This is a genomic window from Campylobacter sp. US25a, assembly GCF_004379075.1.
GTDB lineage: Bacteria > Campylobacterota > Campylobacteria > Campylobacterales > Campylobacteraceae > Campylobacter_D > Campylobacter_D jejuni.
Genome location: NZ_RYYM01000005.1, coordinates 23,283 through 48,906, shown reverse-complemented (window position 1 = coordinate 48,906; position 25,624 = coordinate 23,283). Strand labels below are relative to the sequence as shown.

The following is a 25,624-nucleotide window of genomic DNA, read 5'->3' as shown; positions in this document are numbered from 1 at the left end:
TTATATCCTTATACTTAAGCCTTGATTTTTAAGATAAATTTTTAATTCTTTAATGTCTATAAGTTTTTGATGAAAAACGGAAGCAGCTAAAGCCCCATCTATACCTAGTTTAAAAGCTTCTAAAAAATGCTCCATTTTTCCCGCTCCCCCGCTTGCGATCAAAGGTACTTTACAAATTTTATATACAGCTTCTAATTGTTCTAAATCATAGCCATTTTTAACACCATCTTGATTCATCATATTTAAAACAATTTCGCCTGCACCTAGATCTTGCACTTCTTTAACCCATTCTAAAGTACTTTTTCCACTATGCTTGCTTATTTTTTCATCGCCTGTGTATTGAAATACTTTTAAATTTCCATTTTTATCTTTGAAGCTATCAATCCCTACTACTACGCATTGCACGCCAAAGCTTTTAGCAAGGCGTGTGATTAGGCTTGGATCATTTAAAGCAGGAGAATTGATAGAAATTTTATCTGCCCCATTAGCTAAAAGTTCAGCTGCATCTTCTTCGCTTTTAATACCCCCTGCAACACAAAAAGGAATATTGATATTTTTTGCTACTTCACTTACCCATTCTCTTGATATGCGTTCTTTTCTAGCACTTGCAGCAATATCATAAAAAACAAGCTCATCAATACCATTTTGAGAATAATACCTAGCAAGTTCTATGATATCTCCCATATCTTTATGGTTTTTAAATTGTGTTCCTTTTACTACTCTGCCATCTTTGACATCTAAACATGCAATTATGCGTTTTGTAAGCATTTATTTCTCCAAAATACATTTTTCTTTAAGATATTTTTCCATTTTTTCATCGCTTTTAATTTCATCAAAATTAGCTTGAATTTTTGCTTCTTTGCCCACTTTAATTTGTTTGTTTATATCATCAATAAATTCTTTAAAATTTGGATTTTTATTGATCAGCATATTTAGTGTTTGAATATCAAGTTCTTTTTCTTTTGCACTAATTAAAATTTGAGAATTTGAAATATCTTTTTCAAGTTTTATCACTCCTATGCCAAAACTTTGATTTAAGCGTCTTAACTCGCTTAAAACCTCGCTATCAATTTCTTGTAAAACAACCAAATAGCCCTCATTTGCCCAGCTAGAATTGCTTACAGCTTGAAAATAGCATTCTTTTAAATTTGAAAAATTTAAAGCAATTTTAAGTTCAAAAGAAAAAAGTTTATAGCTGTTTTGTTTGATATTTTCTAAAAGTGTTATGGTTTCTTTTTCATAATCATCATAAGGAAAATAAACCCCTACAATATCAGGATAATTCCACTTATCTTCCCCACCTTTACCCTTTTTGCTTTGTTCGTGATAAATTGTTTTGCAATTTAAATTAAAATCTAAATTTTCATATAAAAATTTTACAATCAAGGGGTGTAAATCTCTTTCATGAAATTTATTTTTTTCTTGTTTTTCGTTAGTAATTTCATTTTTATCATCAAGCTTTAAAAGTTCATTTTCTCTTTCTTTTAACCAAAAAGTTCTGGGTTTTTGGGAAGCTTTAATAAATAAAGAATTGTGTTGTAATTCTTTTATATCCACATATATTCCAGCTCCTAAAGTAGCAATTGGAGTTTGTCCTATGCTAGAAAGCTTTTTATCTAAGCCTTTTTCAAGAGCTTTTTGCCAAATTTCATTAGCGCTTAAAGGCTTATCGCTTTGTTTTAAAATTTCTAAAGCAAGTTCTTTGTAACTTAATTTGCTAGACATCTTATTCCTTCTTCTACGCTAAAAACTCCGTCTAATAAAGCTTTTCCTACGATAACCCCACTACAAATTCCTTTTAAGTTTTCAAGGTCTTTTAAGCTCGCTACTCCACCACTTGCCTGAATGCAAATATTAGGAAAAATTTCATGGATAAGTTTGTAAAGTCTTACATTTACTCCTTGCATGGTGCCATCTTTTGAAATATCTGTGCAAAGTATGTGTTTTAAGCCTTTATTGCTATAAAAATCTAAAACTTCCATAAGCTTTTTATCACTTGCTTCTTGCCAAGCATTTACAGCCACAACATAATCTTCTTTTAAAATCGTATCTAAGGCTAAAACTATAGCTTCACTACCAAATTCTTTTAAAATTTCAAAACATAAAGTCGCATCTTTAATCGCCATAGATCCTATAACTACTCTTTTTACTCCACAATCAAGCAAAGCTTTAACTTCTTCTTTAGAGCGTATGCCTCCGCCTACTTGTAAATTGACACTGACTTCTTTAGCTAATTTTTCTATCAAAGCAAGTTGTCTTTTGCTAGGATCTTTTGCACCTGTAAGATCTACAAGATGAAGTTCTTTCGCTCCTGCTTTTTCGTATTCTTTGAATTTCTTTAAGGGATTGTATTTATATACTTTTTTTTGTTCGTAATCCCCTTTTACAAGACGCACCACTTCACCATCTATAAGATCAAGTGCGGGTATGATTTGAGTCATCCTATATCCTTAATAAAATTTGAAATTAAAATTTCCCCCGTTTCGCTACTTCTTTCAGGGTGAAATTGCACCCCGTAAAAATTATCTTTCATTACACTTGCACTAAATTTTTGCGAATACTTACAATCTGCTATAGTGTATTCCCCAAGTCCTACACAATAACTATGCACAAAATAAAAATAAGCCCCTTCTAAGCCTTTAAACAAAGCATGAGAGCTATGAACTTGATTCCATCCCATATGTGGAAAAGTAAAGCCTTCTTTAGCTTTAAATTTTTGAGTTGTAAAATCTATGAGTTTTAAAGTTTCTTGATTTAATTCTTCAGAAAAATTTCCTAAAATTTGCATACCTAAACAAATACCAAGCAAAGGTTTTTTGGTATTTTTAATAAAATCAATAAGATTAAATTGTTCTAAATTTTTCATCGCTTCTTTTGCGGTACCCACTCCAGGTAAAAAAAGCTTATCCGCACTTTCAAGCTCTTTTAAATCCCTACTGATAGTTGCATTAAAACCTAATCTATCCAGACAAAATTTCAAAGATGCTAAATTCGCACAGGCTGTATCAATGATGATGATTTTCATATCACTCCTTCAGGATTTATAAAATTTTTATACTCATATCTTAAAGAATCGATACTTATAAAATTTTCATTCTTAAAAATATAAAAATAACTCCAGCCATTATGATTTTCTTTGTTTAAATATTTTGCTGCCATTTTATGTATGCTTAAAATTTCGTTCTCATCGCTTACTTTATTACCATTGACTAAATAACAAATATAATTTTTATTTTTATCATAGAATTTTTCATTTTCACTTAAAAATCCAGCATTCAAAAGCTCTTCTAAACTTACTTTTGGGGGTTTTGTTTCGAGTTCGTTTCTAGTAATTTCATTGTCAATTATATTTATTTGTCTAATTCGAGATTCTGCTATTTTAACATAAAATTTCTCTTGCTCTATACCTATATAATATCTCCCTAATTTTTTAGCAATAGCTCCTGTAGTTCCAGTGCCAAAAAAAGGATCTAAAATTAAATCCCCTTTTTTTGTACTCGATAAGATTATTTTTTCAAGCAAAATTTCAGGTTTTTGAGTAGAGTGAATTTTTTTACCATCTATTCCTTTTAATCTTTCATTCCCTATACAGATTCCTATATTCCAAACTGACTTTTCTTGTTTATTGTTATTTAAAAATTTCATAGTTTTATAATTAAAAGTATATTTTGAATTTTTATGTTTAGAACACCAAATAAGAGTTTCATGGGAATTGCAAAATCTTGTCCCTTTAAAATTTGGAACAGGATTTGGTTTGTTCCAAATAATATCATTTAGAATCCAAAAGCCCAAATCTTGCATTATATATCCTAGTCTAAAAATATTTTGAAAAGATCCTATAACCCAAATACTTGCATCGTCTTTTAAAATTCGTCTACATTCGCTAAGCCAAATTTTACAAAAATCATCATAGGCTTTTAAAGATTCAAATTTATCCCAATCATCATTTACACCACTAAAAACTTTACCATTGGTTCTTAAAAGTTCACCTTGTGTTTGCATAAAATAAGGTGGATCTGCAAAAATCAAATCAATGCTTTTATCCGGAATGGTTTTTAAAATTTCTAAACAATTACCTTGAAAAATAATATCCTTTTGCATTATTATAAACCTTTTAAGTTTTTACCTGTTGGAAAAAGTTCTTTTCTAAGTTCTACAAATTCTTCTTTGTTGGAAAGTAGCTTTTGTATTAATTTTGGATAATTTTTCTTAGTTTTTAAAAGTGCATTTTTTATTTCTTCACTTATATCAAAATCTGGAACATTTAAAATATCCTTACTTCTTTCTTGTTTGTTTTTCTTAAGATGTGAAATAAGTTCATTGTAAATATCTATTCTTTGAAAAAGATTTTCAAACAATTCTTTTCCATAGAAAATAAAAATGTCAACTTTTTCATCTGTATTGTTGTTAATTTGTTCTTCATAAAATTTTTTATTTTTCTTTAAACTATCATCACTAAACCACATACAAGCAATAATGCGATAATTTGAGAATTTTTGTTTTAAAGCTTTGATTTTTTTAATTAAATTTGCATATTGTCCTCGTTTTTTTGTACTATCATGATCATCTCTAATTTTTTGTTCAATAAGGTAAATATTATATTCATCATTGAAAACTTGATCGGCATTAAGTTTATTATTTTCTTCATCAAATCCTATATTTTTATCTAATGCTTTATATCCCATTTCAATAATATATTCACTTAAAATCTCTTCAATAAAATCACCAAATTTAATTTCACAACTTTGAGTTATATTTTGTATCAGTTTTGTTTTAGCATTTGTAATCCTAAATAATCCTATATAGCGTTTAGGGTTATTTAGTACTGTAAGTAGAATTTCATAATTTAAATCTTCACCAAAAATTTTTGCATCAAGTTTATTTTTAAAATTTTGATAAGTCATATCACTCCTTTAGAGCTGGCTAAATTTTCACTTTCTATTTTTACTGCCATTTTCAAAGCTTTTGCAAAGGCTTTAAAAAGCCCTTCAGCTTTATGATGATCGTTTTTACCTTTAACTTTTAAATGCAAACTCACGCCCATAGCATAGCTTAAAGAATAAAAAAAGTGTTCGATCATTTCTGTGCTTAAAGCTCCTAAATGAGATTTTTTAAATTTGGCTTTATAGACTAAATGAGGACGATTGCAAAAATCCATCGCACAACTTGTCAAACACTCATCCATAGGTAAAGCAAAACCATATCTTGCAATGCCGATTTTATCCCCTAAAGCTTTTTTGATACAAGCTCCAAGTGCTAAGGCTACATCTTCAACGCTATGATGCTCATCGATTTCTAAATCCCCTTTGCAAGAAATTTCAAGCCCTATACCTCCATGTATAGCGATTTGCTCTAACATGTGATCAAAAAAATCAATACCTGTTTTAATGCTAACCTTGCCCCCATTTAAGCACACTTTTACTTTTATATTTGTTTCTTTAGTAGTTCTTTGATAACTCGCACTTCTAAAAGAACTTAAAATTTCATTTTCTATTTCTTTCCAAGAAAGTTCGCCGTATCTTAAACCACGCACGCCTAAATTTGAAGCCAAGATCATATCACTCTCACGATCTCCTATAACAAAACTTTGCTCTTTATCGTAAAGTTTGTGTTTGATATACTCTTCTAACATAGCAGTTTTAGGTTTTCTGCAAGCACAATTTTCATTTTCAAAATGCGGACAAATAAAAATATCTTGAAATTCTATACCGCAACTTTTTAAAATATCAAGCATTTTTTCATGAGCGATTTCAAAATTTTCCTTTGGAAAACTTGGCGTTCCAAGACCATCTTGATTGCTTACCATGACAAATTTAAATCCAAAATTTTTTAGTTTTAAAAGAGTAGGAATAGCATCTTTTTCAAAACGCAATTTTTCAAGAGTATCGATTTGAAAATCGCTTTTTGGCTCCTCTATTAAAGTGCCATCTCTATCTATAAAAAGGATTTTTTGACTCATTTTAAGCTCTCTAAACGAAAAGTTACTGCATTTTTGTGTGCATCTAAATGCTCATTTTGTGCTAAAATTTCAACACTTTTACCTAAAGCTAGAAAGCCTTCTTTGCTTAGCTCTTGAACGGTCATTCTTTTACTAAAATCTGCCAAACCTAAACTAGAATGCGTTTTAGTAAGTCCATAAGTAGGTAAAACATGATTAGTCCCACTTGCATAATCACCCATAGACTCTGGAGAATAAGCTCCTAAAAATACCGATCCTGCGTGTTTCACACCTTTTAAAAGTTCTCGTGGATTTTGAGTTTGTATGATCAAATGTTCAGGAGCGTAAAGATTTGAAATTTCTAAGGCTTGATTTAAATCTTTAGCTATGATAATGCGTGAATTTGCAATGCTTTTGCTTGCAAGCTCTTTGCGAGGCAAAAGTTCTAATTGACTTTGGACTTCATCGCTTGTTTTTTTAGCAAAATTTTGACTTAAACACACCAAAATCACTTGAGAATCTGCACCATGTTCAGCTTGTGAAAGCAAATCACTAGCTACAAATTTTTCATTAGCCAAATCATCAGCTATTACTAAAACTTCACTAGGTCCCGCTTGCATATCAATAGTCGCTCCGTTTATATCGCTACTTACTTGGCGTTTTGCTTCGGTTACAAAGGCATTTCCTGGGCCAAAAATTTTATCCACCTTTAAAACACTTTGCGTACCGTAGGCCAAAGCTGCTATAGCTCCTGCACCGCCCATTTGATAAATTTCATCCACGCCACAAAGCTTGGCACAAAAAAGCACGGCATCATTGATTTTTGCAGGACTTGCTAAAACGATTTTTTCACAACTTGCAATTTTTGCAGGGATAGCTAACATTAAAACCGTTGAAAACAAAGGTGCTAAACCCCCTGGTATGTAAAGTCCTACTTTTTCTATAGGGCGTGTTAAAACCTCACATTTAACGCCTTTTGTAGTTTCAAGAGCGATTTCATGTGGGATTTGGGCTTCGTGGAATTTTTTGATATTTTCATAAGCTACTAAAATAGCGTCTTGTAAATCTTTATCCAAACGATTACTTGCTTGAGTAATTTCTTCTTGAGTGATTTTAATATTAGAAATTTCAGCCTTATCAAATTTTAAAGCTTGTTCTATCAAAGCTTCATCGCCTTTTTCTTGCACTTCTTTAATGATAGAACTTACTATTTTTGAAATTTCATCTTTCGCACTTATAGCAGGGCGTTTTAATGCTTCTTCTTTTTGTTTTTCATCTAAATTATCATATACTAAAATTTGCATTTTTTACTCACTTTAACATTTTTTCTATAGGCAGAACCAAAATCGAACTCGCACCTTCTTCTTTTAAAGCCTCCATGGTTTCCCAAAAAAGATTTTCTTTACTTACCATATGTAAAGCTACATTTTTTTCATCGTGTGCTAAAGGTAAGATGGTTGGTCTTTCAACTCCTGGAAGTAGGGCTTGAATTTTATCAAGCTTTTGTTTTGGAGCATGAAGCATAATGTATTTAGATTCTCTTGCTTGCATTACTCCTGCTACACGCAACATAATTTTATCCACTAAGGCTTGTTTTTCTTTACTTAAAGCATTTTCTTTTTGAATCAAACAAGCACGAGATTCATAAATGACTTTAACTTCTTTAAGATTGTTTGCTTGTAAAGTTGCCCCGCTTGAAACAAGATCGCAAATCGCATCGGCTAAATTTGCCCTAGGGGCTACTTCAACAGAACCTGTAAGCATACAATTTTTATAATTAATTCCATTTTCTTTCATAAAACGCTTTAAAAGTTGTGGATAAGAAGTAGCTATCCTTAAGCCTTCAAAATCTTTCAAATTTTGAAATTTATTTTCTTGAGGCAAGGCAAGAGAAAGACGGCAATATCCAAAATCTAGCTTTTTTAAAAGCTTATAGCTTGGATTTTCTCCTAAAGACTGGCGTTCAAGTTCATTTTCTTCTAAAACATTTTCCCCTATAATGCCTAAATCTACAACACCATCAAAAATAAGCCCTGGAATATCATCATCTCTAACGCGTAAAATATCTATGGGTAAATTTGTAGAAAAAGCGATCAAACTTTGTTCATGGATATGTATTTTAACACCACATTCTGAAAGAAGCTCTATGGATTCTTTTGAAAGTCTGCCTGATTTTTGTATCGCAATGCGTAAACGAGTGTTTTCTTGCATAACATATCCTTGAAATTAAAAATTAAAAACTTATATTAGCATAAGTAGTTGAATTTTTAGCAAGGGTTTTAGAAAATAAATGAATTTAATTTTATTTAAAATAATTATTTAAAACTTTTTATTTTTAGGATATTTAATTGAAGTATTAATCCTAGCAAAAGCTAGGATTTGATTAAGCTACAAATTCGATGAAAGCCATTTCAGCAGCATCACCACGGCGAATTCTTGTTTTGATGATTCTTGTATATCCACCATTGCGATCTTTGAATTTCGGAGCAATTTCAGTTACTAATTTATTAGTAGCGTTTTTATCTTGTAATGAAGCAAAAACTGCTCTATGAGCGTTAAAATCTCCAAGTCTTGCTCTAGTAATCAATCTTTCTACATAACCTCTTAATTCTTTAGCTTTTGGTAGAGTAGTTTCGATTTTTCCGCTATTTACTAAAGCTATGGTTAAATTTTTTAATAAGGCAGCACGATGAGATGAAGTTCTGCCAAGTTTTCTATATCCATGTTTATGTCTCATTCTTTATCCTTCGTTTTGTGCTTTTAATTCTGCGATTTTATTTTTAAGTATTTCTTTATTATCGCTAAGCTTAGAAGTTCCCACAGGAAAACCTATGCTTTCCATGATGTTTTTAATTTCATCAAGAGATTTTTTTCCTAAATTTTTAAGCCCTGCAAGTTCACTTACACTCATCAAAGCAAGCTCGCCTATGTAAACTACTCCTGCTTTTTCAAGACAATTATAACTTCTAGCACTTAAATTTAAATCTGTAATGTTTTGCAATAATTTAGTATTTTCTAGTTCATTGCTTGTTGCTTGATTTTTAATTACGCTTCTAACATTGGTAATTTTATCAAATACTGATAATTGTTTATACATAGCTTCTAGAGCATTTTGAAAAGCCTCATTTGGAGTGATTTGTCCATCAGTTGTTACGGTTAAAACCACTTTTTCATAATCAGGATTATCTTCAAATAAAACTTTTTCAATATCATAGGTTGCTTCTCTTACAGGTGTAAAGAAAGCATCTAAAGCTATAAATTTAGGATCATTTATAAGCTCTTTAATTTCTTCGCTTGGTACATAGCCAATACCTTTTTCAACGATCAATGTGAATTTGAGTTCAGCATCTTCGTTGATTGTTGCTAGATAGGCGTCTTTATTTACTACTTCTACTTGATCATTATTTAGATCTTTGCCGTAAATTTCTTTTGAGCCTTTAAAGCTAAATTCTACTATTTCTTTATTTGATTCGCCTTTAATTTTAAAGCGTAGTTTTTTTAGATTAATGATAAAAAGTGCTACATCTTCAAGCATACCACGCATGCTATCAAATTCATGAGCTACGCCATCAATATGGATCGCAGTTGGAGCATATCCTATGGTGCTAGTGTAAAGCAAACGGCGTAAAGGATGGGCTAGGGTGATTCCATAGCCGATTTCAAAAGGCCAAGCACTGATTTTAGCCACAGTATCACTAATGTTTTCTATTGTAAATTCTGTTGGCGTATAAGCAGATGTTGTAATATTTCTCATATTTAGCCCCTATTACTTAGAGTAAAGCTCAACGATAAATCTTTCCTCAACCGGAATGACAACTTCTTCTCTTTCAGGTTTTCTTGTGAAAATTCCAAATCTCTTATCTTTTTCAACATCAACCCAAGCAACGATTCCAGTTTGTGCTGTAAGTTCGATAGCTCTTGTTATTTGAGGATTGTTTTTGCTTTTTTCGATGATTTCGATTTTAGCACCTGCTTCTACTCTAAAGCTAGGAATATCCACTCTTTTACCATTTACTAAAACATGTCCATGTGTTACAAGTTGTCTTGCAAAACGACGTGTTGTAGCAAAACCCATTCTATATACCACATTATCTAATCTTTGTTCTAAAAGTTGAATAAGTAATACCCCTGTATTTCCTTCTCTTCTTGCTGCTTCAGCAAATAAGCGACGGAATTGCTTTTCGCTTACTCCATACATAAATTTAGCTTTTTGTTTTTCTCTTAATTGAAGTCCATACTCACTAATTTTACCTTTCCTTGCTCCGTGTTGTCCTGGTGCATAAGGGCGTTTATCTAGCGCACTTTTGCCAGCTAGCCTTCTTTCCCCTTTTAATGCTAAGCTAACACCAAAGCGTCTTTCTAATTTTTCTACTGGTCCTCTATATCTTGCCATAATATTCTCCTAAATTTTTCTTATATCTTAGACACGACGACGCTTAGGCGGTCTGCAACCATTGTGAGCTAATGGAGTGATATCTTTTAAGAAAGTTACTTTAATTCCTTCCATAGCACCTACACTCTTAACAGCAGTTTCTCTACCGCTTCCTGGTCCTTGTACTTTAATGCCTACTTCTTTAATTCCGTGTTCTTTTGCTTTATTTAAAGCGTCTTCTACTGCTTGTTGTGCCGCATAAGGAGTTGATTTTTTAGAACCTTTAAATCCCAAACCACCTGCACTACTCCAAGCGATAGCATTTCCCATTTCATCAGTTACTGTAACCATAGTATTGTTAAAAGTCGCACTGATATAAACAATACCTTTTGCTATATTTTTTTTAACTACTTTTTTCTTTACGATTTTTCTTTTTGCCATGATTTATCCTTATGATTTTGCACCAACAGTTTTTCTCTTACCTTTTCTAGTTCTTGCGTTTGTTTTTGTTTTTTGTCCGCGAACTGGTAAGCCTTTTCTGTGTCTTAAACCTCTAAAGCTTCCTAAATCCATAAGTGCTTTAATATCCATAGCAACTTGTTTTCTCAAATCCCCTTCAACCATATAGTTTTCTTGAATTTCTTTACGGATAGCTGCTGCTTCATCTTCACTTAACTCATGAACTCTTTTATCATAAGAAATTCCTACTTTATCTAGAATTTTTCTTGAAGTGAAAAGTCCTATACCATAAATATAGGTTAGTCCATACTCAATTCTTTTTTTCTTTGGTAAATCCACACCTGCAATACGAGCCATGTTTATCCTTGTCTTTGTTTATGTTTTGGATTTTCGCAAATAATGCGAACCACGCCTTTACGGCGAACTACTTTGCACTTGTCGCACATCTTTTTAACCGATGGTCTCACTTTCATGAGCGTCTCCTTGAATGAATTCCACTTGATTTACGACTACATCAGGTTTTATGAATAACCAACTATTTTCAAAATAAGTGGTGGATTTTAAAAATACTTCTTCATATAGTTCGATGTAATTTGTCGCAAAAACTCTAATTTTATCTAAAATTAGCTTTTAAATAACTTAGATTATTTATATCTAAAAGTTATACGCCCTTTATCAAGGCTATAAGGTGTAAGTTCTACTTTTACTTTATCACCTGGCATTATTCTTATATAATGCATACGCATTTTTCCTGCAATATGACATAAAATTACATGTTTGTTGTCAAGTTCAACCTTGAAATTTGCATTAGGCAATGCTTCAAGTACGGTGCCATCAATTTCAATTACATCATCTTTTGCCAAAATTTTCTCCTTTCATGAAATAAAAAGGCTATAATTTTAGCAAAAATTATTAAAATTTTTACTTAATTTTTAGTAATTTTTAAGTAATTAATCTAAAAATTTAGGTTCGATAAAAGGCACATGAGTCCCTATAACTTTGAGTTTTCTTTCTTTAAATTCTTTAAGTAGTTTTTCCCTTGTTTGTATAGCCTCATTTTGATCTATATCAAATTTTATAGCGATTTTAGGTTTTGGAATTTGTATATCATAAAGATGAAGTAAATCTCCCCAAAAGACTATTTTATCATCAATTATTATAGCGTTTTGTCCTGGGGTATGTCCATAAGCAGGTATGGCTTTAATGCCTGAATTTTGAAAGATCAAATCTTTAGAGTGGTTAATAAATTCTATATTTTTAAGTTTAAGCAAGGTGTTTTTAATTTCTTGTCTATCGCTTTTGATCCAAAAATCATATTCTTTTTTATCGATTAAAATTTGAGCTTTTGGAAAAAGATTTTCTTCGCTCATTAAAGCACCTATATGATCAGGATGCGCGTGTGTTAAGATAATATGAGTGATATCTTTAAAATCGGTTTTATGGATATGTAATTTTTCTTTTAATGTGTCAATAGTATCTAAAAACCCTGTGTCTATTAAAGCATTAAAATTTGGATTTTTTATCAGAGCAATATTATGCTCATTTCTTTTGATTTTTGTGCGAGTTTTTTCTATAAAATTCTTATCTTCATCGTTTTGCGGCACTAAAAAAGAAAATAATAAATTTAAAAATTCATCATCAGATTGTTTAAGTGAGATTATATGGGTTTGATTTGAATTTTTACTTGTGGTTTTTTCTTCTAAAAAATAAAGATTGGTTTTTAAAAGGGTGGTTATAAAATTAAACATATTTATCCTTAAATTTTTTAGATAATATTTTGGAAATGATTATAGTATAATAAAAACAATGTTTTTAAAATTTAAGGTAATTAATCAATGAGAAAATCAAAATTTGGAACAAAGGAAATTAAGATCTTAGGACTTTCTTCACTAGGAGGAACTTTAGAATTTTATGATTTTTGTCTTTTGCTAATTTTTCTAGATTAATCTTTTCCTGTTGTTGAAATGTATTAAAATATGACCTAAACGCATTGTGAGTTTATTGTGGGACATTTTAAAATTTTTTATCACAGAAATAATTTTACTTGTAAAACCTTCATCTTTTTGTTGCTGTATTTAGAGCATATTAAATCAGTAGGTTTAAACAATTGTTTTTAAGAGAGCATGAAAATATTTTTTTTACAGCTTATATATCTTTTAATTAATAAAAGGTTTTGTGGTTTTATTATTTTTATCCTTTTTGTTTTAATTTATATTTTAGTATGCGTTTTAAGATATTAGTATTTTTTATGCCTAAAGTTAATTTCGAATTTTCAGCGTCTGTTCTAAATTGGGTGATTTAGCATACACTACATGATTTCGTATTATTTGAATTCATCTAAAGTTTTATTAAATTTATAATTAATAAAGCCTTTATATCCTTGCCTAAAAGTTTTTGAATTTCTTTATTTTTAAATAAAAATTTAATTGTTTCGAGAAAAATGCTTAAAGTTAAATTCTTTTCCTTGTGCACTATAGTTTTATGGATGAAAGATGAGAGTTTTGTAAATATTTTTTGGCAAAGTTATATGCTTCATATTCTATAGTTTTAGAGTATTTTACTATTATTGAGGTGAAGTCATAAAGTATTTTCTAATTTGCTGATTCTTATTACTTTTACTACAATAAATTTGCATAACCATCCAAAAAAAGCTGTGAAGGATTATTTTAGAAGAGGTATTTTTGTAAATTTCTGATATTTTTTGATTGTGCGAGATTTTATTTTTATCCGTTTCACAAGAAAGTGTTTTTTAGTTTAGATTTTATTTTACCAAATGTTGCCTGATCTTTGTCTAATAAAATTTCTAATCTAGAATTTGATAAATTTTTATGAATTTTGTTGATCTTGATTATATATCCCATACCAAAGAGACCAAATAGGTACTTTGGATAGAATTTGAAATGCGTTAAAATCGTAGATTAAAACTATTTGCTAAAGAGCAAAGTAGAAAGGATTTTGAAAACATTATTTTGTTTTTCTTAAGAATGCAATTAAATCTTCAACTATTTCTACTATCTTCTTGCCTTTCTCTGATGTAAAAAAATTCTTTGCTTCTATTGAAAAATCAACTATATTGTTTACACATTCTTTTATTGTTTCAAGCCAAGATTTTTTTGTTTTTTCTGCGTAATTTTCTTTATTATCGTCATATTTAAAATCATTTTTATTTTTTGATTGATATTTTAAGAAAACTAATCGCTTCTTCAATGGTGCTTTATCAACGATATAAGCTAAAAGTTTATTGAGATTGTATGCAGGTCGCTTCTCTTTTGTATCCTCATTATAATATCCTGCTGCATAATATATCACATCAACATCAATTTCAGTATCTGCTTTAATTCTTTCTTTAATTGCTTTGACTTTTTCTTCTAAAATCTCTTCTAATTCCTGGGATAGTTTATTTTCCTTATAATCAAAAGTAATATCAGGATTATCACTTGCTTTGTCACATTTATTTAATGCGATTAAAATTCTCTCTTTTTCTTCCATATAAGGCATAATTGCTTCATTTATGGTTTTATAGGTTGATTCTAAATCTCTTGTGGTTGCATTAACGATTACTAAAACTAAATCAATTTTAGCTTTGCCATCATCATTTTTTTCTAAAAGATTTTTTATTTTCTCCATATGTCTGCTATCATTTTCCGAGCCATCTCCTAATCCAGGACTGTCATAAATTGTTAGATTGCTTAATTGATATTCTTTGATTTCTTGCGTAACTGGCTTGCTGCTACTATTTATCTCTATATCAAGATTGTAATCTTCTGTCTCAAAAAGAGCTTTTATTGTAGAGCTTTTTCCTGCACCTGTACCACCAACTATTAAGATATTAAGCTCTTGATTAAAAAGTTCATCAAGACTATATTTTTTACCTTGATTTAAATTTTTTACTTTTTTTTGTTGTTCTATTTCCATTTGTTTAATTATCTCCTTTTCGTATAAAAATTGTCTTCTTAAAAATGCGATATAAATCACCGCTGGAACTGTAACCCTAAAAGCAGGACCTGCAATGTCAATTATCATCCATATGCTTGAGATTATCATTCCAATAGGTCCTGCTAAAGTTCCTGCAACTCGCGAACCTAAAAATGTCGCAGCACTTCCCAATGCACCAGAAACAGCACCGCTTCCAATGAGACCTCCTGCTATCAAACTACTTGTTGTAAATATAGCTGTATTAATTGCAACCTTATTTGCTATGGCTTTTACAACTAACATTGCAATTTGATAAAGTAATCTAAGATTATCAGTTTTTGCAATAGCATTAGAAATAGATTCTATTGTATAAGTGCTAATATCTATAGAAAAATCTTTTACAATTTCTCTTAAATCGTTTTCTGATAAATTCTTTAATGATTCATTAAAGGAATTAAGTAAAATTGCTTTTTCTATATTTTCTACATTTGCACTTTTATCATACTTAACTTTTAATTTATCTGCGACATCACATAAAATTTCTTTATAGAAAATTCCAGCCCCTCTAACTGTATTTGCAAGTGTATTTCCACCAAAAGTTTGAAGTTCCTCTAAAATCAAGTCTAAATATTTACTATGATTAGGACAATGTTGTTTATATAAATCTTTATCGGTTAAACTCTCTGTTGTTCTAGTTTTTCCATTTTCATCTTTAGTTAAGATGGATACTAGATTATCTAATGCTCCATTGTTAAGTTCTCGTAAAAATTCCAGATCGCTATCAGATTTATAAGCCATTTTCTCTCCTTAAAAATTTTTATAAATTATAATATTTTATTTACTAAAAATCAATATATCTTAAGGTTTTATTAAGAATTATTAAAAAGGTAGGATTTTGGAAACCCATAAAGATTTTTCCTTTGTCAACTTATCTTTTTCTTTAAGTATTTTGCGAATTTGCATATCTAGCTTCTCTTCTTTTAATATAAAATATAATCTAGAAATAAGAAACATAGGCATAAAAATTTTAGAAATCACTTCTGTCATCTGTTTTTCTATATCTTTACTGCTACAAAAATTGATATAAGCTAGCAAGCAATCTTGTATATCTTTAAGCCTTTCTTTGTCTGTTTCTTCTAAGGTAAATTCTTTAAAATCATGATAATTTAAAACATTTTTTACATCAAAATCCTTTTTAAAATTTAAAAATTCTTCATCATTAAAATAGCTTGAAAATTGAGCAATTAAAAGCTCAAATTCTTCATAAATTTCTTTTAAATTTTCTAGCATTAAAGCTCCTTTGCTTCATATTATTTAGAACTTTAGTTAAGATAAAATTAAAACTTAATAACATAGTGCAAAATTTCTGGCTTAAAAAAAGCTAATTTCTTCATTTTTTCTCCTTATAATTTATAAATCAATAATAAATTAAGCACTATAAAAAGTATATAAGTGCTACTATATGATAACTCTCGTTTAAATCTAAAATTACCCCCTAAAATACAAATCTAAACAAAACCTATTTTATAAGTCAACAAAACTGTGTTAATGATAAGTCGCAAAATTCCTATAATAATATTTACTCTAGATAGAAATACAGTTTTTCTTATCTTATAAAAAGCATTTAAAGCTTTTAAATTTTGAGTATGTATTTTCCTCCTTAGTTTTAATTTCAAAAAAGTATAAAGTATTTATATGACAGCTTGTGTCGTTTTTGAAAAATTATTAAAAATTTTTGCTTAAGCTATGTTTTATAATTTTTATCATCAAAGTGGGTTAAATTAAATTGAAAATGATTGTTTGCTTTATAAATATTTGTAGTATAATGGTTATTTTTAAAATTCTTTAAGGTAATTAATCAATGAAAAAATCAAAATTTGGAGCAAAGGAAATTAAGATCTTAGGACTTTCTTCACTAGGAGGAACTTTAGAATTTTATGATTTTATTATTTTTGTCTTTTTTGTTGAATATATAGCCAATGTATTTTTTCCTAAAGGTATGAGTGAATTTTGGGCTTTATTAAATACTTATGGAGCATTTGCAGCTGGATATTTAGCACGTCCTTTAGGTGGTATAGTTATGGCACATTTTGGAGATAAATTTGGGCGTAAAAATATGTTTATGCTAAGTATTTTACTAATGGTTCTTCCTACCTTTGTCTTAGCTTTTATTCCAGGTTATGAAACTCTTGGGTTTTTAGCTCCTGTTTTATTGATACTTGTAAGAATTTTTCAAGGTATAGCTATAGGTGGAGAATTGCCTGGGGCTTGGGTTTTTGCAAGAGAACATTGTCAAGAAAAACAAAAAGCTTTCTTTTTAAGCTGTTTAAATTCAGCTATGGCTTTAGGAATTTTGTTAGGAAGTATAGTATTTTTAATCATTAATGCTTTTTTTAGCATAGAAGAAATTGCTGCTTATGCATGGCGTATTGCTTTTTTTGTAGGTGGAATTTTTGGGATTATTTCTATTTATTTGCGTAGATTTTTGCAAGAAACTCCTGTTTTTAAACAAATGAAAAAAGAATCATCGCTTAGTTCTTTTCCACTTAAAGATTTATTTAAAGAAAAGGATATTGTAAAAAATTTATTTTCATCAATGGTGATGACTTGAGTTTTAACAGGTTGTGTTATTGTGCTTGTTTTATTAATGCCTAAATTTATGCCTAGTATTTTAAATTTAAGTGAGATTGAAGGAAATTATTTGCAGATATTAGGAATTTTGGGAATAGCTTTAGGCGGGGCTTTTATGGGTTATCTTGTAGATAAATTTGGTTTATTTAAAATTTGCATTTTATTTTCTTTAATTTTTGTATTTTTTTCTTTTTTATATTTTTATGCTTTATATGAGCTTAAAAATTTGGTTTTGGTATGTATTTTGTATTCGATTGTTTGTTTTTTAGGTGGAATTAATGTGTTTGCACCTATTTTAATGAGTGAAGTTTTTAGAGCTAAAATAAGATTTTCATGAATTTCTTTTTCTTATAATATTGCTTATGCAATTTCAGGCGGTATTACTCCGCAACTCGTTTTTTTGGCTTAATACACTCGCGAGTAAAAATGAAAATCCATTTTTATATGGTATGAGTATATATATGATTTTTTTAGCGTTATTGGCTATTTGTGCTGTTTTTATAGCAAAAGATAAAATAAAATTTTAATAATCACTCTTAAAATGTTATAATTAAAATTATATTTTGGAGTTTATAAATGCCTTTTATTATGGAATTACTTAAGCAAAATAAATTAAAGTTGATTTCTTTTTTGCTTTTTTCTTTTATTACAAGTGCTGTTGGAGTTTTAACTCTTGTTTTTATCAATGATTATTTGCTTAAAAATGCACAAAACATTCCTATTTTTTATTTTATTGTTTTGCTTTTGATATTTTTTATAAGTTCTACCATAGTTGAACTTGGACTTAGTATTTTTGGACAAAATTTTATTTTTAAAATGCAAAGGCGTGTAGTAAAGCAGATCTTAGATACCCCTTTGTTAAGAGTGGCTAAAGTAGGTAAGGCTAGAATTTTAGCTTCTTTGGGAAGTGATGTGAGAAATATATCTTTTGGGCTTTTAAGATTGCCTGATTTTTTACAATCAAGTATATTGATTTTATGCACTAGTGTTTATTTATGTTATCTTTCACTACAAATTTTTGCTTTGTGTGTGGTATGGATTATGGTTATTTTTATTACTAATAATTTTTTGATGATGAAAGTATATCAGTATTTTCGAAAGGCAAGGGAAAATGACGATGCTTTGCAAAATAATTACCAAAATATACTAGATGGACATAAAGAACTTTTGATCAATCGTGATAGAGCCAAGCTTTATTATGAAGATGAATTTGAAAATAATGCAAGATTGAAAAAGAAAAATAGTACTTTAGGCAATCTTTTTAACAATCTCTCAAACAACTGGACAAATGTAACTCTTTTGGCTTTAGTAGGCGTAGAGTTTTACTTAGCTTTAAAATTTGAATGGGCAAGTGTTGCAGATGCTACAACTATAGCTCTTTCTATTTTGTTTTTACGAACCCCTTTAGTATCTATGATAGGATCTTTTCCTACTTTGCTTTTGGCAAAAATCGCTTTGGATAAGATCGCAAAATTGGAATTAGATGATTATATAGAAGGTTTTAAAAAAACACATTATATTAGCGAATGGAAAAAAATTTCTTTTAGAAATACTCAATTTGCTTATGAAGAAAATTTTCACTTAAATCCTGTAAATATAGAACTTAAAAAAGGTGAATTGGTATTTTTAATAGGTAAAAATGGAAGTGGTAAATCCACTTTTTGTATGCTTTTGACAGGACTTTTTAAGCCAAGCAAAGGCGGAATTTATGTTGATGATACGCTTATAGATGATAAAAAGTTAGATGAGTATAGATCTCTTATTTCTGCTGTTTTTAGCGATTTTCATCTTTTTACTAAAACCTTAAATAAAGAAAATTTTGCAAGCGAAGAAAAAATTGCTTTTTGGTTGGAGTTTTTAGAACTTAAAGATAAAACAAGTGTCAAAGATAATGAACTGACCTTAACCAAACTTTCTACAGGGCAAAAAAAGCGTTTAGCTATGCTTATAGCCTTGCTTGAAGAAAGGGATATTTTAGTGCTTGATGAATGGGCGGCTGATCAAGATCCTGTTTTTAGAAGATTTTTTTATAAAAAACTTTTACCTTTGTTAAAAGAGCAAGGTAAAACAATCTTTGCTATCACACATGATGATGCATATTTTGATAGTGCTGATAGAATTTTCTTGGCTCAAAATGGTGAAATCAGCGAATTAAAGGGTGAGAATATAAAGGAATTGGCTAAAAATTTAGTAGAAAAATTTGATTAAAGCCCAAAATGGGCTTGTATTATTTATCATAGAGCTTTTTTTCTATATCGATATAAAATTCAGCAATTTTTCCATAAGCAACTTCCCAAGCTTTAAGAGTGGCTTCATCAGGATTTAAAAGATTTTTAATAGCCTTTAAAAGGCAAGCTCCAACTATAGGATAATGCTCTTCTTTAACCCCTAAATTAACATGAGTTATGGCAACTTTATCAACAAAGCTTCTCATATTTTCTAAATTTTCTATATTTTTGGCTGCCATTAAAATCGCCATCGCTAAAGCTTTTGGTTGTTCTCCTGAAATTTGTTTTTCCATATTAAACATAGGTTTTACCTCAGGATAATCATTAAACATTATTTTGTAAAACTCATTGGTTAAATCCTCTCCATTTTTTTGCAAAATAGGCACACAATCTTTGATGATTTGAATTTGTTCTTTTGTCATAATTTCTCCTTTTTATTGTAAAAGAGATATTTTATATCTTAAAAAGGAGAAAAAAATTGACTTGTGTTAAAATTGAGATATTTATAAGAAATTTTAATTTAAATATTTTTAAAATTTTGTAATTTCTTCTAAATGTTTTAAAATTTTTACCATTGCTAAGGTATCTAATTTGCAATATTCAAGCAAGGCTTTACGATACTTAACTTGTGTGTTTTGATCCATATTTTGCATAAGTTCAAAGCTTTGCATGGCTTCGTTTCCATTGTGGATCAATTCTAAGTCTTTGTAAGCTTTCTCCATATCAGGAATTAAAGCGGGTAGAACTTTTTTTATAGAATAACTCCCTTGCATTTTATAATGATAATAATCTTTGTTTTGAAAAGGAAGCATAAGATCTTTGATATTTTTTTCTATATTTAGCAAATACTCGCTCAATTCAGGATAAGTAATTGCTAAATTTCTTATCACGCCTTTTTCAAAGCTAGCATTATAAGCAAGCACGCAAACATCTTTTGGAATATCATTGATTATTTTTTTTGCAAGTTCATATCTTGGATCAACTCCACACTCACTTAAAAATTCTTTATGTTCTAGTTTGTCTTTATGATCTATATGTAAAGAGTATTGAAAGGGAATCTGCATATAAGGTTTTATACCTTTAAATTCAGGTACAGCTTGCATAAAAGTTTCAAAATCTAAGTGATAAATAGGATAATTTAGAGTATCTAAAAATTTTTTAATATTGTCTTTGTTTATATAAATTTCTTTATTTAGCGAAGCTTTGATTTGAATTTGCTGATTTTCATTAAAGTTCGATAGATCTTTGATATCTTTTAAATCGATTATATTTTTATAATAAAATTCAAATTTTTTATTTGTATTAAGTCTTGAAATATTAAAAATATTTTCATTTTCACATAAATTTCTTTGTTTATTCCAGCAGTATTCATAGCCTTCGCACTCATAAGGATTAAAACAATGTGTTCCTATGTCAATATTTGGTTCTTCTTTTTTGTTTAAAATTTCTTCAAAATATTTTAAATTTTCTTTGACTTGTTCTTGATATAATAAAACTTCTTTTGTGATATCATTGATTATGAAAAGTTTATTTATATCAAGAAAATCTTCTCTAATGTATTCATTGTTTAAGTAGATTAAATTTACTTGTTTGATTTTATAATTTAAATTTGATAAAACATAATATTGCAAAGAACAATCATCTGTATAAATATTTTTTAAAGAAGTAGAGCTTTTAACCTCATTTATAATTAAACCCTCTTTGGTATTTTGCAAAATATCTATCATAACCAAAATATCGTTATAGCAAAAAGTAGCTTCATAAATAACTTCTTGATTGTTCTTTAATAATTGCCTAGTTTGCTCACATTTCTCATCAAAAGAACTGTTTTCAAATTTTATCTTTATGCCACTTGGAAAAAGTTTGTAGGCTAATTCACCTATTTTATTACCCGTGCTAAATTTAGCCAAAGCATTCTCATTCGGAGTACTTAATACTTCGTTTTTATAAGTGTTTAGCCATAAAGATTTAGCACATTGTATGCCTTTTGTATATTTTGATTTTGATAAAAACATTATTTGCCTTTTGGAAATTATATAAAAATTTATAGAGTAAAAGCATCTAATTTTAAGCTATGAAAATCATAGCTTAAAAAGATAAAATATTTGTAATTTTTCTACTAATTCTTTGTGATTTTTATATATTTTTTGTAGTAAAATTATAATTTAATGTTTATACATTTTTTATTAATTAGATATCAATATTAAATTTACTAATAAATCAGTCTAAATTTCTCTTTTATTTTTTAGATATTTATTTTCTTATTTTTTGTAAAATTTATTGCGGTGTTAATTTTAAAGATTGTATTTTATTTAAAATTAACTTAAATGGTTTAAATAAATAATTTTATAAAAAGGAGTATAAATAATGTTTAAAATAAATATAGTTGAAAATTCTATAATAAAATTACCTGAGAAGACTTTTAAAGAGTTAGAATTTACAGAAAGAAAACATTTGCAAGAATGGATAGCTAAAAATCCTAGTTGCTTAGGTGAGGATTTATTAATTATACAAAAAGAATTTGATGATTTTGATGGCACGAAAGAAAGATTTGATTTGTTAGCTTTAGATAAAGAAGGAAATTTAGTTATTATCGAAAATAAACTAGATGATAGCGGAAGAGATGTTACTTGGCAAGCTGTTAAATATGCTTCTTATTGTTCTACTTTTTCTAAAAGTGATATAGAAAGAATTTATATAGAATATGTAAAAAATGAAAATTATAAAGAAAGCTTATGCGATTTTTTTGGTGTAGAAAATTATGATGATGTAAAAATAGAAAATCAACAACAACGTATTATTTTAGTAGCGGCAAATTTTAGAAAAGAAGTAACTTCAGCAGTTTTATGGCTTATAAATCAAGGTTTATATATACAATGCTTTAAAGTTACACCTTATGAATTTAATCAAGAATGTTTTTTAAATGTAGAACAAATTATACCTGTAAAAGAAGCACAAGATTATATAATTAAAATGGCGAAAAAAGAACAAGAGCAAAATTTAATTAATAATTCCGAAAAACAAAGACATATTATAAGATTAAAATTTTGGAATAAATTATTAAATAAAATCAAAGAGGAAAGTTTTGAATTATTTTCAAATATAAGCCCATCAAAAGATAATTGGATAGCAGCTGGAAGTGGTTTTAGTTTTTGTCACTATGATTTTATTTTTAATAAAGATTGTGTAAGAATAGAGCTTTATATAGATAGTAAAGACAAGGATAAAAATAAAATTATATTTGATAAGCTTAAAGAAAATGAAAAACAAATAAATAATACTTTTGAAAATTTAATATGGGAAAGACTTGATAATAAAAGAGCTTGTAGAATTAAATTTGAAAAAGAATATGATAGTTATGATGAAGCAAATTGGAATGAGATAATAGATTTTATGATAGAAAATATGAAAAAATTTGAAACTGTTATGAAGCCTTATATACAACAAATTTATAATTTTATAAACGTTAAAATAAAGGATTAAAATGGCTTTAGCACTTAGTAGCATACAAGAATATACTATTAAAAGAGGTAAAAAATCTTTTTGGATGTGTTTTAATATTCCAAATAATGATTTTTGTATCAATAAAACAAAATATGATAATTATTTTGATAAAAATAAGACAGATTATAAAGCTAGAAATGAATTTTTAGCTTTTATGAAAGAAAATTTTCCTAAAGTTGACTTATATAGGGTATTTGATACTGCTCCAATTGGGGTTTTAGTATATCCTTATTTAGGAAGTATTGCAGTCGATTGCGAAGAAGGAGATGAGGTTTATCAAGCCATAAATAGTAAATACGAAGATGAAAATCATATTCCAAAATCTATGGGTGCTGTTTTTTGGGAAATGAGTCTTGAAGTGGCGCAAGAATTATACGAAGCTAGAAAATTTGATTTTGATAATTTTTAAAAACATTGTATAAATATAAAGAAATTTTTTAAAATTATAAAATATCATAAATGATATTGTAGAAAATGCTTAAAATATAAAACCTTACTAGAATAAGCAAGGTTTATTCAGTCTTTTAAAAAAATCTTTCATTAGCATTATCAAAGCTTTGTAAAAATCAGATTTTGATTTATTATAAACATCAAAACTCCACATGTTAAACCAAGTAAAAAATTCTTCTTTTAAGAATTTTTGCAAAGTTATATCATCTTGTTTTTTGATTAAAAAACTAATAAATAATAATTCATTTATCAAGCTATCTGCAGGCTCTTCATTAAAAAAAGAAAAAAAGTTATTTTGCACAAAAATTTGCTTAATTTTATCAGAATTATGTGAATAAATTTCTTTATTTTCATCAAGATAAAAAGAAGCAAAAGGCGGTGCTTTTACATAATCAACATCGCTTAAAAACAAAGATGTAAAATCATTTGCTATTAATTTATCATCTTCGTTTGAAGATGATAAAAGCTTTAAAGCGGTGCATTGTAATTTGCTATTATTTTTTAAAAACCAATTTTGCCAGAGTTCTTCTTTTTTAAGTTTTTCTAGCAAAAAATGATTAGGTGGATTTTGCAAAAAATTGATAAATATATCTATTGCCAATTTTTGCATTAAGAATGTCCCAACATGATTTGAGTACTTATAAGTCCATAAAATAGCATTCTAGTGGTAAACACCCCTAAAAATGCACAAAGTAGGGCAAAATAAGCAAAAAATTTACTTTTAAATTTTTCATGTAAATAATTATGCAAATACCAAGTAACAATCCCAAGTCCTAAGAATGCAAAAGAAAGCGATATAAACCAATCATAGGTTCCACCTAAAAGTTCAAAAGGATTTACAAGCCCCATAATCCAAGTTTGTCCTACATGTAGGGTTTGTAAAACTATAGCAGTACTTAAAAGCCCTATGCCTATAAGTCCTGTAAAAAATGACATTTTTCTTTCATGTTCGCTATTTTCAAAAAAACAATAATAAACAATAGCACCTAAAAATATAGCACTAGCAAAAAAATAAAGCAAAGTGATCTTAAAATCCCAAGTAGGTACACTTTCTTGCATGGAGCCATAAACTCCACTCATAAAGAAAAGTCCTAGAATTCCACATATTAGCGTAAGATAAAACATCCAATTTGAAGTTTTTAGATAAAGCAAAAAGCCCAAAGCACACACAAGAGATACAAATAAAATTTCATTATTCATCCAGCCTATATGCCACTCATTGTTTGCATAAAAAACACCCATTCTATTTAATACATTAAAAATGTGTGTAATATCATTTAAATGAAAAAATGAAGGGATAAAAGCAACCATCATTGCAATTCCTAAGGCTAATCCAAAAGACTTTAAATTTGCATAATTTTTGTAACCATTTATAAATGCAGGTGCATAAACCAAACTAAGTCCAATTACAGCTTGTGCTAAAATAGTAAATAATACCAAAGGTATTTCGCTTAAAATGTGATTAAATGATGTCATTTTTAACTCCTTGGTAGTTTTGAGGTAGATGAAAAATTGCGCTTTTATTACCTGAAGGCAAACTATGTTTTTCAGGCACTATACATAAATTTGGATGCGTGATAGAAGCATCAGGTAAAGGTGTGATAGAGGCTAAATTTCCATGTTCTTCTCTCAGTTTTGTTATATCGCCTGCTTTTAATGCTCTAAAAGGACAAGAGTCCACGCAAATTGGATTTTTACCTTCTTTTAATCTCTCATAACACCCATCGCATTTGCTCATATGACCACTTTCATGATTAAATTGAGGTGCGCCATAAGGACATGCCATAGCACAAGCTTTACAGCCTATACACATACTATCATCGATTGCTACTATTCCCCATTTTATTTTCATTGTTGCACCAGTTGGACAAGCTTTAAGACAAGATGGATTAGAACAATGATTGCAAGAAATAGAAGTGTAGTAAGCAAAAACACTTTGCTCAAAACCTCCATCTTCTTTACAGGTCCAATTTCCCCCTTCAGTCTCAAACACACGGCGAAAATTAACCCCCACAGGCATGTTTTTATAATCCTTGCAAGAAAGTGAGCAAGTCCTACAGCCTACGCATTTGCTTTGATCTAGCATAAAACCAAATTGTGAATTTTCTTCTAATTTCATCTTTTTCT

Annotated in this window: 27 protein-coding genes and 1 pseudogene; 4 read left to right on the top strand and 24 right to left on the bottom strand. The window is 28.7% G+C overall.

Going from position 1 to position 25,624, the window contains the following annotated elements:
• From hisF to ELQ12_RS10620, 19 genes are all read right to left on the bottom strand, one after another.
• Entirely contained in the window at window positions 1-768 is a 768-nt protein-coding gene (gene hisF, locus ELQ12_RS05095; RefSeq protein WP_052858814.1) for an imidazole glycerol phosphate synthase subunit HisF, read from the bottom strand.
• Window positions 769-1,725, bottom strand: coding sequence for an HTH domain-containing protein (locus tag ELQ12_RS05090; RefSeq protein WP_052858816.1), 957 nt, complete (start codon window positions 1,723-1,725; stop codon window positions 769-771).
• Window positions 1,710-2,441 (bottom strand): 1-(5-phosphoribosyl)-5-[(5-phosphoribosylamino)methylideneamino]imidazole-4-carboxamide isomerase, encoded by a 732-nt coding sequence (hisA, locus tag ELQ12_RS05085; protein ID WP_052858818.1) that lies wholly within the window; start codon window positions 2,439-2,441, stop codon window positions 1,710-1,712. The genes ELQ12_RS05090 and hisA overlap by 16 nt, the downstream gene beginning before the upstream one ends.
• On the bottom strand, window positions 2,438-3,025 hold the full coding sequence (gene hisH / locus ELQ12_RS05080; protein WP_070261478.1) for an imidazole glycerol phosphate synthase subunit HisH: 588 nt from the start codon (window positions 3,023-3,025) through the stop codon (window positions 2,438-2,440). The genes hisA and hisH overlap by 4 nt, the downstream gene beginning before the upstream one ends.
• Window positions 3,022-4,101 carry a site-specific DNA-methyltransferase gene (locus ELQ12_RS05075; protein WP_002871276.1) on the bottom strand — a complete coding sequence of 360 codons (1,080 nt, stop codon included), beginning with the start codon at window positions 4,099-4,101 and terminating at the stop codon, window positions 3,022-3,024. Before ELQ12_RS05075 ends, hisH begins: the two co-directional genes overlap by 4 nt.
• Before the next feature lie 2 nt (window positions 4,102-4,103).
• Window positions 4,104-4,904, bottom strand: a complete 801-nt coding sequence (locus ELQ12_RS05070) for an HpyAIV family type II restriction enzyme (protein WP_002871275.1) — start codon at window positions 4,902-4,904, stop codon at window positions 4,104-4,106.
• Window positions 4,901-5,959 (bottom strand): bifunctional histidinol-phosphatase/imidazoleglycerol-phosphate dehydratase HisB, encoded by a 1,059-nt coding sequence (gene hisB / locus ELQ12_RS05065; RefSeq protein WP_134264611.1) that lies wholly within the window; start codon window positions 5,957-5,959, stop codon window positions 4,901-4,903. Before hisB ends, ELQ12_RS05070 begins: the two co-directional genes overlap by 4 nt.
• Entirely contained in the window at window positions 5,956-7,242 is a 1,287-nt protein-coding gene (gene hisD, locus ELQ12_RS05060) for a histidinol dehydrogenase (protein ID WP_002871273.1), read from the bottom strand. Before hisD ends, hisB begins: the two co-directional genes overlap by 4 nt.
• Before the next feature lie 7 nt (window positions 7,243-7,249).
• The gene (gene hisG, locus ELQ12_RS05055) at window positions 7,250-8,149 is read right to left on the bottom strand and encodes an ATP phosphoribosyltransferase (RefSeq protein WP_052949833.1); all 900 of its coding nucleotides are present in this window, start codon (window positions 8,147-8,149) and stop codon (window positions 7,250-7,252) included.
• Window positions 8,150-8,321: 172 nt separating this feature from the next.
• Window positions 8,322-8,675 (bottom strand): 50S ribosomal protein L17, encoded by a 354-nt coding sequence (gene rplQ, locus ELQ12_RS05050; protein ID WP_002851332.1) that lies wholly within the window; start codon window positions 8,673-8,675, stop codon window positions 8,322-8,324.
• Between the two features lie 3 nt (window positions 8,676-8,678).
• Window positions 8,679-9,692 (bottom strand): DNA-directed RNA polymerase subunit alpha, encoded by a 1,014-nt coding sequence (locus ELQ12_RS05045; protein WP_002855748.1) that lies wholly within the window; start codon window positions 9,690-9,692, stop codon window positions 8,679-8,681.
• Window positions 9,693-9,704: 12 nt separating this feature from the next.
• Entirely contained in the window at window positions 9,705-10,331 is a 627-nt protein-coding gene (gene rpsD / locus ELQ12_RS05040; RefSeq protein WP_002856574.1) for a 30S ribosomal protein S4, read from the bottom strand.
• 27 nt (window positions 10,332-10,358) lie between these two features.
• Window positions 10,359-10,751, bottom strand: coding sequence for a 30S ribosomal protein S11 (gene rpsK, locus ELQ12_RS05035; protein ID WP_002779544.1), 393 nt, complete (start codon window positions 10,749-10,751; stop codon window positions 10,359-10,361).
• Between the two features lie 9 nt (window positions 10,752-10,760).
• The gene (gene rpsM / locus ELQ12_RS05030; RefSeq protein ID WP_002800121.1) at window positions 10,761-11,126 is read right to left on the bottom strand and encodes a 30S ribosomal protein S13; all 366 of its coding nucleotides are present in this window, start codon (window positions 11,124-11,126) and stop codon (window positions 10,761-10,763) included.
• 2 nt (window positions 11,127-11,128) lie between these two features.
• The gene (gene rpmJ / locus ELQ12_RS05025) at window positions 11,129-11,242 is read right to left on the bottom strand and encodes a 50S ribosomal protein L36 (RefSeq protein ID WP_002781429.1); all 114 of its coding nucleotides are present in this window, start codon (window positions 11,240-11,242) and stop codon (window positions 11,129-11,131) included.
• 171 nt (window positions 11,243-11,413) lie between these two features.
• Window positions 11,414-11,632, bottom strand: coding sequence for a translation initiation factor IF-1 (infA, locus tag ELQ12_RS05020; RefSeq protein ID WP_002781436.1), 219 nt, complete (start codon window positions 11,630-11,632; stop codon window positions 11,414-11,416).
• Window positions 11,633-11,719: 87 nt separating this feature from the next.
• Window positions 11,720-12,517 carry an MBL fold metallo-hydrolase gene (locus ELQ12_RS05015; RefSeq protein WP_070261476.1) on the bottom strand — a complete coding sequence of 266 codons (798 nt, stop codon included), beginning with the start codon at window positions 12,515-12,517 and terminating at the stop codon, window positions 11,720-11,722.
• 1,216 nt (window positions 12,518-13,733) lie between these two features.
• Entirely contained in the window at window positions 13,734-15,482 is a 1,749-nt protein-coding gene (locus ELQ12_RS05005; protein WP_070261475.1) for a DUF3944 domain-containing protein, read from the bottom strand.
• A gap of 81 nt (window positions 15,483-15,563) precedes the next feature.
• A complete protein-coding gene (locus ELQ12_RS10620) occupies window positions 15,564-15,974 on the bottom strand; it encodes a hypothetical protein (protein ID WP_070261474.1) in 411 nt (136 codons plus the stop codon).
• A 571-nt stretch (window positions 15,975-16,545) separates the two neighbouring features.
• Between ELQ12_RS10620 and ELQ12_RS04995 the strand changes: the two are divergent.
• Together ELQ12_RS04995 and ELQ12_RS04990 are read left to right on the top strand one after the other, a co-directional pair.
• Window positions 16,546-17,842: pseudogene (locus tag ELQ12_RS04995) on the top strand (MFS transporter).
• Between the two features lie 49 nt (window positions 17,843-17,891).
• Window positions 17,892-19,523: a multidrug ABC transporter permease/ATP-binding protein gene (locus ELQ12_RS04990; RefSeq protein ID WP_070261473.1), complete on the top strand. Its 1,632-nt coding sequence runs from the start codon at window positions 17,892-17,894 to the stop codon at window positions 19,521-19,523.
• 19 nt (window positions 19,524-19,542) lie between these two features.
• Here the strand turns inward: ELQ12_RS04990 and cgb are convergent, their stop codons facing one another.
• Together cgb and ELQ12_RS04980 are read right to left on the bottom strand one after the other, a co-directional pair.
• Entirely contained in the window at window positions 19,543-19,965 is a 423-nt protein-coding gene (gene cgb, locus ELQ12_RS04985) for a single-domain globin Cgb (RefSeq protein ID WP_002862237.1), read from the bottom strand.
• A gap of 108 nt (window positions 19,966-20,073) precedes the next feature.
• Entirely contained in the window at window positions 20,074-21,558 is a 1,485-nt protein-coding gene (locus ELQ12_RS04980; protein ID WP_070239826.1) for a DUF2779 domain-containing protein, read from the bottom strand.
• 352 nt (window positions 21,559-21,910) lie between these two features.
• On the opposite strand from ELQ12_RS04980, the gene ELQ12_RS04975 reads away from it, so the two are divergent.
• A complete protein-coding gene (locus ELQ12_RS04975; RefSeq protein ID WP_070261472.1) occupies window positions 21,911-23,026 on the top strand; it encodes a DUF4268 domain-containing protein in 1,116 nt (371 codons plus the stop codon).
• A 1-nt stretch (window position 23,027) separates the two neighbouring features.
• A complete protein-coding gene (locus ELQ12_RS04970) occupies window positions 23,028-23,456 on the top strand; it encodes a hypothetical protein (RefSeq protein WP_070261471.1) in 429 nt (142 codons plus the stop codon).
• Window positions 23,457-23,543: 87 nt separating this feature from the next.
• On the opposite strand, the gene ELQ12_RS04965 is transcribed toward ELQ12_RS04970, so the two are convergent.
• Genes ELQ12_RS04965 through ELQ12_RS04955 form a run of 3 tightly spaced genes read right to left on the bottom strand, consistent with a single transcriptional unit; the run spans window position 23,544 to window position 25,616 of the window.
• Window positions 23,544-24,107, bottom strand: a complete 564-nt coding sequence (locus tag ELQ12_RS04965; RefSeq protein WP_070261470.1) for a molecular chaperone TorD family protein — start codon at window positions 24,105-24,107, stop codon at window positions 23,544-23,546.
• Window positions 24,107-24,973 (bottom strand): DmsC/YnfH family molybdoenzyme membrane anchor subunit, encoded by an 867-nt coding sequence (locus ELQ12_RS04960; RefSeq protein ID WP_070261469.1) that lies wholly within the window; start codon window positions 24,971-24,973, stop codon window positions 24,107-24,109. The genes ELQ12_RS04965 and ELQ12_RS04960 overlap by 1 nt, the downstream gene beginning before the upstream one ends.
• Window positions 24,960-25,616, bottom strand: a complete 657-nt coding sequence (locus ELQ12_RS04955) for a DMSO/selenate family reductase complex B subunit (protein WP_070261468.1) — start codon at window positions 25,614-25,616, stop codon at window positions 24,960-24,962. Before ELQ12_RS04955 ends, ELQ12_RS04960 begins: the two co-directional genes overlap by 14 nt.
• Window positions 25,617-25,624 lie beyond the last annotated feature (8 nt).

Excerpts from the sequence above, each read along its gene's own strand:
- hisF (WP_052858814.1), bottom strand. The coding sequence starts at position 768 with ATGCTTACAAAACGCATAATTGCATGTTTAGATGTCAAAGATGGCAGA.
- ELQ12_RS05090 (WP_052858816.1), bottom strand. The coding sequence starts at position 1,725 with ATGTCTAGCAAATTAAGTTACAAAGAACTTGCTTTAGAAATTTTAAAA.
- hisA (WP_052858818.1), bottom strand. The coding sequence starts at position 2,441 with ATGACTCAAATCATACCCGCACTTGATCTTATAGATGGTGAAGTGGTG.
- hisH (WP_070261478.1), bottom strand. The coding sequence starts at position 3,025 with ATGAAAATCATCATCATTGATACAGCCTGTGCGAATTTAGCATCTTTG.
- ELQ12_RS05075 (WP_002871276.1), bottom strand. The coding sequence starts at position 4,101 with ATGCAAAAGGATATTATTTTTCAAGGTAATTGTTTAGAAATTTTAAAA.
- ELQ12_RS05070 (WP_002871275.1), bottom strand. The coding sequence starts at position 4,904 with ATGACTTATCAAAATTTTAAAAATAAACTTGATGCAAAAATTTTTGGT.
- hisB (WP_134264611.1), bottom strand. The coding sequence starts at position 5,959 with ATGAGTCAAAAAATCCTTTTTATAGATAGAGATGGCACTTTAATAGAG.
- hisD (WP_002871273.1), bottom strand. The coding sequence starts at position 7,242 with ATGCAAATTTTAGTATATGATAATTTAGATGAAAAACAAAAAGAAGAA.
- hisG (WP_052949833.1), bottom strand. The coding sequence starts at position 8,149 with ATGCAAGAAAACACTCGTTTACGCATTGCGATACAAAAATCAGGCAGA.
- rplQ (WP_002851332.1), bottom strand. The coding sequence starts at position 8,675 with ATGAGACATAAACATGGATATAGAAAACTTGGCAGAACTTCATCTCAT.
- ELQ12_RS05045 (WP_002855748.1), bottom strand. The coding sequence starts at position 9,692 with ATGAGAAATATTACAACATCTGCTTATACGCCAACAGAATTTACAATA.
- rpsD (WP_002856574.1), bottom strand. The coding sequence starts at position 10,331 with ATGGCAAGATATAGAGGACCAGTAGAAAAATTAGAAAGACGCTTTGGT.
- rpsK (WP_002779544.1), bottom strand. The coding sequence starts at position 10,751 with ATGGCAAAAAGAAAAATCGTAAAGAAAAAAGTAGTTAAAAAAAATATA.
- rpsM (WP_002800121.1), bottom strand. The coding sequence starts at position 11,126 with ATGGCTCGTATTGCAGGTGTGGATTTACCAAAGAAAAAAAGAATTGAG.
- rpmJ (WP_002781429.1), bottom strand. The coding sequence starts at position 11,242 with ATGAAAGTGAGACCATCGGTTAAAAAGATGTGCGACAAGTGCAAAGTA.
- ELQ12_RS05015 (WP_070261476.1), bottom strand. The coding sequence starts at position 12,517 with ATGTTTAATTTTATAACCACCCTTTTAAAAACCAATCTTTATTTTTTA.
- ELQ12_RS05005 (WP_070261475.1), bottom strand. The coding sequence starts at position 15,482 with ATGGCTTATAAATCTGATAGCGATCTGGAATTTTTACGAGAACTTAAC.
- ELQ12_RS10620 (WP_070261474.1), bottom strand. The coding sequence starts at position 15,974 with ATGCTAGAAAATTTAAAAGAAATTTATGAAGAATTTGAGCTTTTAATT.
- ELQ12_RS04990 (WP_070261473.1), top strand. The coding sequence starts at position 17,892 with ATGCCTTTTATTATGGAATTACTTAAGCAAAATAAATTAAAGTTGATT.
- cgb (WP_002862237.1), bottom strand. The coding sequence starts at position 19,965 with ATGACAAAAGAACAAATTCAAATCATCAAAGATTGTGTGCCTATTTTG.
- ELQ12_RS04980 (WP_070239826.1), bottom strand. The coding sequence starts at position 21,558 with ATGTTTTTATCAAAATCAAAATATACAAAAGGCATACAATGTGCTAAA.
- ELQ12_RS04975 (WP_070261472.1), top strand. The coding sequence starts at position 21,911 with ATGTTTAAAATAAATATAGTTGAAAATTCTATAATAAAATTACCTGAG.
- ELQ12_RS04970 (WP_070261471.1), top strand. The coding sequence starts at position 23,028 with ATGGCTTTAGCACTTAGTAGCATACAAGAATATACTATTAAAAGAGGT.
- ELQ12_RS04965 (WP_070261470.1), bottom strand. The coding sequence starts at position 24,107 with ATGCAAAAATTGGCAATAGATATATTTATCAATTTTTTGCAAAATCCA.
- ELQ12_RS04960 (WP_070261469.1), bottom strand. The coding sequence starts at position 24,973 with ATGACATCATTTAATCACATTTTAAGCGAAATACCTTTGGTATTATTT.
- ELQ12_RS04955 (WP_070261468.1), bottom strand. The coding sequence starts at position 25,616 with ATGAAATTAGAAGAAAATTCACAATTTGGTTTTATGCTAGATCAAAGC.